The following is a 10,178-nucleotide window of genomic DNA, read 5'->3' as shown; positions in this document are numbered from 1 at the left end:
GTCACCAGCAGCGTCCGTCCTGGCCCGACTCCCGCCCGGTCCAGCGCCTGCCAGGCGGTCAGCGAGTTGAGCGGGATCGTGGCCGCCTGCTCGGGAGTGAATCCGCGCGGCGCCCGGGCCACCGCGTCCGCGTCGAGCACCACATACTCGGCCTGCGCTTTCACGGGCAGCTCCAGCCGGGCGGCAAGCCCGATCACCTCCTCGCCCACCAGGAAGCCCGCTCCATCGCCCGCCTGATCCACGGTCCCGGCGGCATCGAAGCCGAGACCGTACGAGTCCAGGCGGCGAGCCACGCCGTAGTCGGCGAGCGTTCCGGCCGCCACGGCGAGGTCGAACGGGTTCACCCCGGCCGCCGCCACCCTGATCCGCACCTGCCGCGGTCCTGCCTGCGGCACCGGCACCTCCACCAGCCGGGGAGCGCCGGAACCGCCGATGAGTGCACGCATAGTCGTCGAAGTCATGCTGTGACCCTAGGAAGAGTTACTCTCTTTCGGTAAGTAGGCACCTGGAAGTGCGTAACCAACCCGGAGGGCTGGACGAATGGCCACGCAGACGGCCGCGGAGCAGCGCGAAGAAGCCAGGAAGGCGTTCGACGCGTACTTCTCCCAGTGCCCCTCGAGAAAGTTGCTCGACCGCCTCAGCGACAAGTGGGTCACGCTGGTGCTCACCGCGTTGCAGGCGGGGCCGTGCCGCTACAGCGATCTGGCCAGGCGCATTGCCGGCGTCAGCCAGAAGATGCTCACCCAGACACTGCGCGTCCTGGAACGCGACGGCCTGGTCTCGCGCACGCTCACGCCGTCGGTGCCGGTCCGCGTCGACTACGAGCTCACCCCGCTGGGCGAGAGCCTGATGCCGCTGGTGGCCGCGATCAAGAGCTGGGCCGAGGCGCACATCGAGGACGTCGAGCGCGCCAGGGAGCACTACGACGCCGTCAACGCCTGAGCCGTGCCGGAAGGGACTCCAGCCCCCGCAACACCAGATTCGACTTGTACGGTGGCGCCGGGTCGGTCAGCTCCAGCCCGGGCGCCGCGCCGGCCAGGGCGGCGAGCGCGATCTCGCCTTCCAGCCTGGCCAGCGTTGCCCCGAGGCAGAAGTGGATGCCGAGCCCGAACGCCAGGTGCCGCCCCGGATCCCGGGTCACGTCGAACCGATCGGGATCGGGGAAGACGGCCGGGTCGCGATTGGCCGCGCCTATCAGCCCGAGCACGGGCGTGCCCTTGGGCACCCGCGTGCCGCCCAGCTCCGTGTCCTCCAGCGCGATCCTGGAGGTGAGCTGGACCGGCGGGTCATACCTGAGCACCTCCTCGACCACCTGCCTGGGCCGCTCGGCGGCCTGCCGCAGCAGCCCGTGCCCGGCGAGGTGGAGAATGCCGTTGGCGATGAGGTTGACGGTCGTCTCGTGCCCGGCCACGAGCAGCAGCACGCAGGTGGCCAGCAACTCGGGCTCGGTGAGCCCCTCCACTCGCGCCAGAGCACTCAGGAAATCCTCGCCGGGCCGCGCCCGCCTGATCGCGATGAGGTCGCGGAAGTAGTCGCGAAACTCTCTTCTGGCCCGGCCGGTTTCCGAGATGAGCTCGTCTGTAAGCATCGGGTCAAGGCTGCGAGCCAAGATTTCGCTCCAGCCGCTGAAGCGTTCATGGTCCTCGGGAGGCACCCCGAGCATCTCGGTGATGACCATGACGGGCAGCGGGTAGGCGAATCCGGAAACCAGGTCCGCCTCTTCCGGTAACGCGCCGATCAGCTCGGCGGTGATCGCCTCGATGCGGGGGCGGAGCCGTTCGACCATGCGGGATGTGAACGCCTTGCTGACCAGACCACGCAGTCTGGTGTGGTCGGGCGGGTCCATCCAGAGGAACGATTCAACGGGCTGACCTGGGTCTCGTCCGTACAGCGGGTCGGAGCCGTGGCCGAAGCGAGGGTCGCGGAGGATCGCTCCGCACAGCTCGTGGGTGGTGGCGACGATCAGTCCCGCGCGGGTACGGAAGATCGCGCCATGCGCGCTCATCTCGCGATACCGGGCGTAAGGCTCGCGCAGAAACTCCGGGTCGTTGGGATCGAAACCCAGGACGTCGGCCGGGCCCATCGGCCCCGGGCCGGACCCGTTGGACCGATCGAGGAGATCGCTCATCGTGCCGACGGTGTCGTCGCCATATCGCGAGTACGTCACATATAACGGATCATGTCAATAGTGCTCGTCAAGTGCGAAGATTCTTGCGCTTGACGTCCTTTCCTGGATGCGTTTACCGTCTGCGAGACGAGCGGCTTTGGCCCGTTGTGAGGTCCGAGTTCTGCTGTTGGGGGGAGGGCTCCCGATGGGTGTGCTCACTGAAGGTGTTGATTTAAGCCATGCGGAGCTGGCGTTGCTGGCGGAGCTGGCCAAGGGGGTCACAGTCGATCGAGTGGGCAGACGTCTGGATATCAGCGGACGGACAGTACGCCGGCGGTTACGGGGCATCTGCGACCGCATCGGCGTGGCCACGGCCATCGAGGCCGTGGCTTGGGCAGCGCGACGCCAGCTGATCTGACGTACTAGTCGGCGATGCGCACCGCGCCGGCGTACGGCCGGTTCGCGATCGATGCGATGCGCACGACATCACCGGTCCGCGGGGCGTGCACCATCATGCCCCCGCCCAGGTAGATGCCGACGTGGTGCAGGTCGCTGTAGAAGAACACGAGGTCGCCCGCGCGTAGCTCGGATCTGTCGATGTGCCGGCCCGCGGTCCACTGGTCGCCGGTGTAGTGCGGCAGCGAGATGCCCACCCGCTGGAAGGCCGCCATCACCAGGCCGGAGCAGTCGTAGGAGCTGGGGCCTTCGGCGCCCCAGACGTACGGCTTGAGCTGCTGCGTGAGCGCCCACCTGGCGGCCTGGGCCGCCTTGCCGTTGCCGGGGATCGGCAGGCTGATGCGCACGGCGCGGGTGCCGGGCCGGCCGGCCTCGCCCATGGCTCGCCTGAACAGCTTGCTCTCGGTCTTGGCCACCAGTGTGGTGATCTTGTCACGCTTGCTGTCGAGATCCGCGACGATCTTCTGCAGCTCCTCCATGCGGGTCTTGGCGCCCGCCCTGGCGCGATCGGCGGCGTCCATCGCCTTGGCGAGCTGGTTGACCTGCTCGCCCTGCTGCTGCTCCAGTGCGTACGTGGTCGCGGCCTGGTCGAGGAACTTCTCGGGGTCGCTGGAGGAGGTGAACGCCAGCGCCCTGCTCAGACCGCCACTGATATAGGCGTTCTGAGCGAGCAGGGCGGCCTTGGCCCGCTTGGCGGCGAGATCGGTCTCGCTAGCCGCCAGCGTCTTCTGGGCGGCGTCAGCGGCCTTCTTCGCGACCTTGTACTTTTCCCGCTGGCCGTTGTACTGCTCCGTCAGCGTTTCGATCTCGACATGCAGCTTCTCGACCTGCTCGGAGAGCTCCTTGAGCGAGGGCTCGGGATCCGCGGACGCAGAACCGATAGGGATGGCGATCAGGAGCGCGGCCACTGTGATGCTCACCACACCGAGCCGGCGTGAGAGCCAGGCGCGTTCCGGAGGGCGGGCATGCCTGCCCGCCGACTTCTCCCCACGGCCGAGCGTGCGCTTCACCAACCAGCTCCTCTCATCGACGCCTACCGGGTTAGCTGACGGGTTCGGGCCGGAGCAGCCCTACCGAGGAACTCGGATTCACCCCAGTGGTGGCGTGCGGAGCTCGCCACCGGCGGGTCCCCGGCTTCCCATGCGGGAATTGGGCGTGTCTCCCGCGTGCGACACGCGGGGAACGTTGTCGCTGGACACTAATGCACTCCGGGTTCGTGCTCAACCAGAACTGCTCGATCTGTAGAGGTTTCACAACTGACGGGTCACAAGGTGATCTCGTGATCAACCGTGCAGAAGAGACCTTATGTCCTCTTTGTCGCTGCTTCCGCCAAACGCCGGAAGGGGCTGGGGGTCGTGTCCATGCGGCCGTGGCTTGTCACAGGATGGGGCCAGACGTGGGAGTTAGGTCCGAGCCGTAATGAGATCTGTACTCTGGAGAGTCATGGAGCAGGTGGCCGAACTGACGACGCCGGAGACCGCGGTGGTGATCCGGCGTGCCCGCACGCGCGATGTGCGGACGATCAGGCGCCTGGTCGACACCTACGCGGGCGCGGGTCCACGGCTCCTGGAGAAGACCACCGTGACGCTGTACGAGGACGTACAGGAGTTCTGGGTGGCCGAGTTGGGCGGGCGGGTCGTCGGCTGTGGCGCGCTCCACGTCCTGTGGGAGGACCTCGCCGAGGTCCGCACAGTGGCCGTCGACCCCGAGTGCCGGGGCATGGGCATCGGCCACCGGATCGTCTCCGCACTCGTACGGCAGGCAAAGGATCTGGGGCTGCGACGTGTATTCTGTCTGACTTTTGAGGTCGATTTCTTCGCCAGGCACGGCTTCCGCCCGATCCAGGGCACGCCGGTCTCACCCGAGGTCTATGCCGAACTGCTTGCCTCGTACGACGAGGGTGTCGCGGAGTTCCTCGACCTGGAACACGTCAAGCCGAACACCCTGGGCAACACCCGCATGCTGCTTCATCTGACATCGGGTGACGTGGACCTTGACTTGATGGAAAGGTGATTGTTGATACCTATGTCGATACGTTGGGCAGCACAGGCATGTGTCCTGACACGTGCCACATGCGCACTCGAAGCGAGGTGACACGGTGAGCACCGGACAGCCGCCGTATCCACAGGACGAATCCGGCGAGAACTCTGTGCCTGGCAACCCCCCATACGGGCAGCAGAACACGGGACGCCACCCTGGCGAGCCCGATCCCGACGTCACTGTGGTCGGCTACCGGGCGGACGATGCCTACGGGCAGCAGCCCCAGTACGGTCAGCAGCAAGGCTATGGCCAGCAGCCCCAGTACGGGCAGCAGCAGGGCTATGGCCAGCAACCCCAGTACGGCCAGCAACAGCAATACGACCAGCAACAGCAATATGGCCAGCAGCCGCAGTACGGGCAGCAGGCCCAATCCCAGCCTGACTACGGTCAGCAGCAGGGTTACGGCCAGCAGGCCCAATCCCAGCCCGACTACGGTCAGCAGCAGGGTTACGGCCAGCAGGCCCAATCCCAGCCCGACTACGGTCAGCAGCAGGGTTACGGCCAGCAGGCCCAGCCCGGCTACGGCCAGCAGCCCTCATCAGGGCAGTACGGCGCCCAGCAGCAGGGCTACGGTCAGCAGCCGCAGTCCCAGCCGGGCTATGGCCAGCAGCAGGGGTACGGGCAGCAGGCGCAGTCTCAGCCCGACTACGGCCAGCAGGGCTATGGCCAGCAGGCCCAGGCCCAGCCCGACTACGGCCAGCAGCAGGGTTACGGCCAGCAGGCCCAGGCCCAGCCCGACTACGGCCAGCAGGGCTATGGTCAGCAGCCGCAGTCCCAGCCGGGCTACGGCCAGCAGCAGGGGTACGGTCAGCAGGGCTATGGCCAGCAGGCCCAGTCCCAGCCGGGCTACGGCCAGCAGCAGTACGGTGACCAGCAGCAGTACGGCCAGGCCTATGGGCAGCCCCAGCAGCCCGCCTACGGTCAGCAGGGCTACGGTCAGCAGGGCTACGGTCAGCAGGGCTACGGCCAGCCTTACGGGCAGCCGGTCGGCGTGCAGCCTCCAGGCGCGCCCGCCCCGCTGGCGGAATGGTGGCAGCGGCTGGTGGCCAGGATCGTCGACATGGTGATCCTGTACATCGTGAGCTGGGTGATCAGCCTTGTGTTCACCAATCTCCTGGTCGCGAGCTACTCCTCCACCACCGGCGTGACCACAGGGTTCTTCATGCTCTGGGTCGTGACCGCTCTTGCGGCCGTCGTCACGACCGCCATCTGGGTGGCCTATGACTTCTTCCTCACCAAGATGAAGGGTCAGACGGTCGGCAAGATGATCATGGGGATCAAGGTCGTCCCCGTGGGCCAGGGCATGCCTCCGGAGGGTCTCCCCACAGACATGGCGCTCAAGCGCGCCGGCTTCACGTGGGGTGGTTGGCTGCTCAACCTGGTCCCGCTCATCGGCTTCCTGTTCGCCTGGGTCGCGATCGCCCTCAACGGCGCCTCGCAACTGTGGAACAAGCCGCTGCAGCAGACGTTCGCCGACAAGTTCGCGCGTACCGTGGTCGTGAAGATCAAGTAGTCCTCCGCGAAGCGCAAACAGGGGCCGGCTTCCCGCCGGCCCCTATGTTTTGTCCGCGAGGTCGTACCAAAATGAGAGAGACCCGTAGTCCCGACGTGAGGTGAAGGTTATGGCCGCGACGCCGCCGTGGGCGGGCTCGCTGCTGGCGGAATGGTGGGAACGGCTCGCCGCCCGCCTGATTGAAGCGCTCGTCTTCGGGGTCTTCTATTACATTCTGTTCATCGCGCTATGGGGCATCTTCCGAACTGTCGGGGTTCTGGAGGTCTTCGGTGGGCGCCTGCCCGGCGTGTGCGCGTGGTTCGTGGCGGGGCTGGCATATGCCGGCTACGACTGGCGGGCCCATTCCAGGCGCGGCCGTACCTTCGGCAAGGCGATCATGCGGATTCGCCTGGCCCCGGCGAAGCTCACACCGCGTGCCGCACTCAAACGGGCACTCGTCTATCCCGGGCCGCTCATGCTCATGGGCATTCCGGTGGTCAATCTCCTGGCTGGAATGCTGCTGTTCGGCGTCGGACTGCTCATCCTGATCGACAAGCCGCTGGAGCGCGGGCCGCATGACAGGCTGGCCGGAACGCGCGTCGTAAAAGATCTTCGCTGAGCCTTCCGTGCCTGCGCCGATGCTTTTTCGCAAAATTTTCGCTTGATCCGGTAAGGAGCCTGGAGAGACTGGCATTAGGCTATGGGGCGTCCGGGTTGCCGGATGTTGGCGCCCCTGCCGTACGCAGGGCATCTGTGTGCCGCTATGGTCAGGTGCGGCCGGTTGTCGGCTTGCGCTCATGAGGTCCGCCGGGCTCCTCCGGGCCGCGCACGCGCTCATATAGCGCCCCCGAAACCCCGCTAGCCGTGGAGGCGAGGACGAATGGAAGCCCTAACGGACGTATTGTCAGCGCTCATCCCCCCGCTCGTGGTCGGCGCAGCCTTCATCTTTGGCGTAGTGAAGTTGGTCCGGGCCGAGGGCCCCAGGCGCCACCGTAACGGCCACGAGCCGGCCGAGAAGCAGAACTGATCGGCTAGTCAGCCGAATCCCCGCAGTGCTGAATTGTCTCAGCGCCTTTCCGGGTATATGTTTGGGCAGGCGAATGAAACAATGCCCGCGAAAGGATTGCGTAGATGGCCAAGCAGATCCAGGAGATTCTCATCGATGACCTCGATGGGGGCGAGGCCAATGAGACGGTCAGCTTCGCTATTGACGGCTCCTCCTATGAGATTGACCTCAGCGACCTTAACGCCAAGAAGCTGAGGGACGCGCTCACGCCTTTCGTGCAGAACGCGCGCCGGGCGGGCGCCGCCTCCACGCGTCGTCGTGGCCGGGGCGGTAGCCGTGCGATGAGCCGGGAGAAGAGCTCCGAGATCCGTCAGTGGGCCAAGGCCCACGGGCTCCCGGTCAGCGAACGAGGCCGTATCGCCTCCACTGTCGTCGAGAAGTACGAAGCGGCTCACTGATACAGAGCCGACCCGCGACCATGCGCTTATGCCGTTCGCCTTGGACCCCGGCGACCGACATAGGCGCATGATCGTCTCTGGGGTGCACCGAATGCCGGAACCGTCCAGAGGATGATCTCTAACTCGCCCATATGCGGGCGTTTTGGCCCGTGTGTTGTGGACCATGCCCGGCATCGTTTCGCCGGTCGGCGCCCGCATATGTGAAGGTGTCCCGTTCCCACGTGTCCGATTGATGATTCCCCGCGGTGGCCCGTTCCAGGAGAGCGGCGCTTGCGGATGGCGGAGAGGCGATGCCCGGGATGCGCCGGGCAATGGCGGAGATCCCGGGCCCGCAACGTACGTTGAATGGGGTATGTGAACCATCCCCGGTTCAGAGTAAAACCTGAGACTGGCTCTAATCCGGGATCTCGACTCACGACCGTGTGGCGCCAGGCAAAACCCGCTCCCCGGGCATGTGCCGCACAATGCCGAGCTTCCCCATGTGCGCCGAGCCGCGAATCCCGTGACTACTTGGACGCCCGTGCCTGATGAGGTCGGTAACCCGGCTGACCGGATGAGAATTGGATGAGAGTGCGGTAGGTGCCGTGTCATGCTCAGGGCGTAGTGTGCGCACTTGGCCAACCATTGCATGTGGACATAGGATGATTGCGTAACAGATACGGGCGCGGCATCTGTGATGCCTGGGCCGAGGCCGACCTGGCGTCGGTGCGCTCGAAGCGTCCGATGGCCGATCCGTGTTGATCTGCGTACGCCGCGGCGGCAATTTAGTGTCGCCTACGTGATGCACCCTAAACATCGTTCGCTTGCGGCGTATCGGGAACATGTCACCCCCGAACAGTAGTTGGATGGAGGGTGAACGCCCTGCTCTCGGGGAACGTCTCTGCTATAGAGCGTGTCAGAGGCGAGTGGGCACGGTTCGCCGAGCCAGGGCTAGCATGCGGGATGACGGGACCGGATTTACCGGCCTGACTGACCGCTCTGTGAGGAGCGACGAGATGTTCGAGAGGTTCACCGACCGAGCGAGGCGTGTTGTCGTCTTGGCCCAAGAAGAGGCCAGGATGCTCAACCACAACTACATCGGCACTGAGCACATTCTTCTTGGCTTGATCCACGAAGGTGAGGGCGTTGCCGCCAAGGCTCTGGAGAGCCTGGGCATCAGCCTTGAGGGTGTGCGTCAGCAGGTCGAGGAGATCATCGGCCAGGGCCAGTCGGCTCCGTCGGGGCACATTCCTTTCACCCCGCGGGCCAAGAAGGTCCTCGAGCTGTCGCTCCGTGAGGCTTTGCAGCTGGGTCACAACTACATCGGCACCGAGCACATCCTGCTCGGGCTCATCCGCGAGGGTGAAGGTGTGGCCGCCCAGGTGCTGGTCAAGCTTGGAGCTGATCTCAACCGTGTCAGGCAGCAGGTCATCCAGTTGCTCCACGGCTACCAGGGCAAGGAGCCGGCCGCGGCGGGCGGCCCGCAGGAGTCGGCCCCGTCGACTTCCCTGGTGCTCGACCAGTTCGGCCGTAACCTGACCCAGGCCGCCCGCGAGGGCAAGCTGGATCCGGTGATCGGCCGTGAGAAGGAGATCGAGCGGGTCATGCAGGTCCTGTCCCGGAGGACCAAGAACAACCCCGTTCTCATCGGCGAGCCCGGCGTCGGCAAGACCGCCGTCGTCGAGGGCCTGTCGCAGAAGATCGTCAGGGGCGAGGTGCCCGAGACGCTGAAGGACAAGCAGCTCTACACGCTTGACCTCGGCGCGCTGGTCGCCGGCTCCCGCTACCGCGGTGACTTCGAAGAGCGCCTGAAGAAGGTGCTGAAGGAGATCCGCACGCGCGGCGACATCATCCTGTTCATCGACGAGCTGCACACGCTCGTGGGTGCGGGCGCCGCGGAGGGCGCGATCGACGCCGCCAGCATCCTCAAGCCGATGCTGGCCCGCGGCGAGCTGCAGACGATCGGCGCGACCACGCTCGACGAGTACCGCAAGTACTTGGAGAAGGACGCGGCCCTGGAGCGGCGCTTCCAGCCGATCCAGGTGGCCGAGCCCTCGCTCAGCCACACGATCGAGATCCTCAAGGGTCTGCGCGACCGCTACGAGGCGCACCACCGCGTGTCCATCACCGACGACGCGCTGGTCGCCGCCGCGCAGCTGGCCGACCGCTACATCAGCGACCGCTACCTGCCCGACAAGGCGATCGACCTCATCGACGAGGCCGGCTCCCGGATGCGCATCCGCAGGATGACCGCTCCGCCGGACCTGCGCGAGTACGACGAGAAGATCGCCAACGTGCGCCGCGACAAGGAGTCCGCGATCGACGCGCAGGACTTTGAGAAGGCCGCTGCCCTCCGCGACCAGGAGAAGCAGCTGCAGCTCAAGCGCGAGCGCCGGGAGAAGGAGTGGAAGGCCGGCGACATGGACGTCGTGGCCGAGGTCACCCAGGAGCTGATCGCCGAGGTTCTGGCGACCGCCACCGGCATCCCGGTCTTCAAGCTGACCGAGGAGGAGTCGCAGCGTCTGCTGCGCATGGAGGACGAGCTCCACAAGCGGATCATCGGTCAGGACGACGCCATCAAGGGTCTGTCGCGGTCCATCCGGCGTACCCGCGCCGGGTTGAAGGACCCGCGCCGTCCCG

At 66.1% G+C, this 10,178-nt stretch carries 10 protein-coding genes and 1 riboswitch; of the genes, 7 read left to right on the top strand and 3 right to left on the bottom strand.

Features of this window, described 5'->3' with window-relative positions:
* Positions 1–461 (bottom strand): alcohol dehydrogenase catalytic domain-containing protein (locus tag ETD86_RS49255; protein WP_425465708.1); only part of this gene is annotated, 461 nt, incomplete at its 3' end.
* Positions 462–540: 79 nt separating this feature from the next.
* On the opposite strand from ETD86_RS49255, the gene ETD86_RS49250 reads away from it, so the two are divergent.
* Complete coding sequence (locus ETD86_RS49250) at positions 541–942, top strand: winged helix-turn-helix transcriptional regulator (protein ID WP_138673516.1); 402 nt, start codon at positions 541–543, stop codon at positions 940–942.
* Here ETD86_RS49250 and ETD86_RS49245 read toward each other — a convergent pair.
* Positions 932–2,128, bottom strand: coding sequence for a cytochrome P450 (locus tag ETD86_RS49245; protein ID WP_246149433.1), 1,197 nt, complete (start codon positions 2,126–2,128; stop codon positions 932–934). The genes ETD86_RS49250 and ETD86_RS49245 overlap by 11 nt on opposite strands.
* A 184-nt stretch (positions 2,129–2,312) precedes the next feature.
* Between ETD86_RS49245 and ETD86_RS49240 the strand changes: the two genes are divergently transcribed.
* Positions 2,313–2,525 carry a LuxR C-terminal-related transcriptional regulator gene (locus ETD86_RS49240; protein WP_138673515.1) on the top strand — a complete coding sequence of 71 codons (213 nt, stop codon included), beginning with the start codon at positions 2,313–2,315 and terminating at the stop codon, positions 2,523–2,525.
* Between the two features lie 4 nt (positions 2,526–2,529).
* On the opposite strand, the gene ETD86_RS59470 is transcribed toward ETD86_RS49240, so the two are convergent.
* Complete coding sequence (locus ETD86_RS59470) at positions 2,530–3,573, bottom strand: C40 family peptidase (protein WP_138673514.1); 1,044 nt, start codon at positions 3,571–3,573, stop codon at positions 2,530–2,532.
* 5 nt (positions 3,574–3,578) lie between these two features.
* A riboswitch (cyclic di-AMP (ydaO/yuaA leader) is annotated at positions 3,579–3,729 on the bottom strand.
* A 277-nt stretch (positions 3,730–4,006) separates the two neighbouring features.
* Here ETD86_RS59470 and ETD86_RS49230 point away from each other — a divergent pair.
* From ETD86_RS49230 to ETD86_RS49200, 5 genes are all read left to right on the top strand, one after another.
* Positions 4,007–4,576: an amino-acid N-acetyltransferase gene (locus ETD86_RS49230; protein WP_138673513.1), complete on the top strand. Its 570-nt coding sequence runs from the start codon at positions 4,007–4,009 to the stop codon at positions 4,574–4,576.
* Between the two features lie 136 nt (positions 4,577–4,712).
* The gene (locus tag ETD86_RS56285; protein ID WP_170223716.1) at positions 4,713–6,116 is read left to right on the top strand and encodes an RDD family protein; all 1,404 of its coding nucleotides are present in this window, start codon (positions 4,713–4,715) and stop codon (positions 6,114–6,116) included.
* Between the two features lie 109 nt (positions 6,117–6,225).
* On the top strand, positions 6,226–6,714 hold the full coding sequence (locus tag ETD86_RS49210; protein ID WP_138673512.1) for an RDD family protein: 489 nt from the start codon (positions 6,226–6,228) through the stop codon (positions 6,712–6,714).
* Positions 6,715–7,226: 512 nt separating this feature from the next.
* A complete protein-coding gene (locus tag ETD86_RS49205; RefSeq protein ID WP_127937320.1) occupies positions 7,227–7,559 on the top strand; it encodes a histone-like nucleoid-structuring protein Lsr2 in 333 nt (110 codons plus the stop codon).
* Positions 7,560–8,554: 995 nt separating this feature from the next.
* On the top strand, positions 8,555–10,178 hold a 1,624-nt coding region (locus ETD86_RS49200; RefSeq protein WP_138673511.1), incomplete at its 3' end, for an ATP-dependent Clp protease ATP-binding subunit.

The sequence above is a fragment of the Nonomuraea turkmeniaca genome (genome assembly GCF_005889735.1).
In the GTDB taxonomy this organism is placed as follows: domain Bacteria; phylum Actinomycetota; class Actinomycetes; order Streptosporangiales; family Streptosporangiaceae; genus Nonomuraea; species Nonomuraea turkmeniaca.
The sequence above is the reverse complement of the archived record's forward strand: the minus strand, read 5'-3'. Positions and strand labels throughout refer to the sequence as shown.

What these genes read in the sequence shown, in the direction of transcription:
- ETD86_RS49240 (WP_138673515.1), top strand. Translation starts at nt 2,313, where the DNA reads ATGGGTGTGCTCACTGAAGGTGTTGATTTAAGCCATGCGGAGCTGGCG.
- ETD86_RS49205 (WP_127937320.1), top strand. Translation starts at nt 7,227, where the DNA reads ATGGCCAAGCAGATCCAGGAGATTCTCATCGATGACCTCGATGGGGGC.
- ETD86_RS49230 (WP_138673513.1), top strand. Translation starts at nt 4,007, where the DNA reads ATGGAGCAGGTGGCCGAACTGACGACGCCGGAGACCGCGGTGGTGATC.
- ETD86_RS49245 (WP_246149433.1), bottom strand. Translation starts at nt 2,128, where the DNA reads ATGAGCGATCTCCTCGATCGGTCCAACGGGTCCGGCCCGGGGCCGATG.
- ETD86_RS49250 (WP_138673516.1), top strand. Translation starts at nt 541, where the DNA reads ATGGCCACGCAGACGGCCGCGGAGCAGCGCGAAGAAGCCAGGAAGGCG.
- ETD86_RS49210 (WP_138673512.1), top strand. Translation starts at nt 6,226, where the DNA reads ATGGCCGCGACGCCGCCGTGGGCGGGCTCGCTGCTGGCGGAATGGTGG.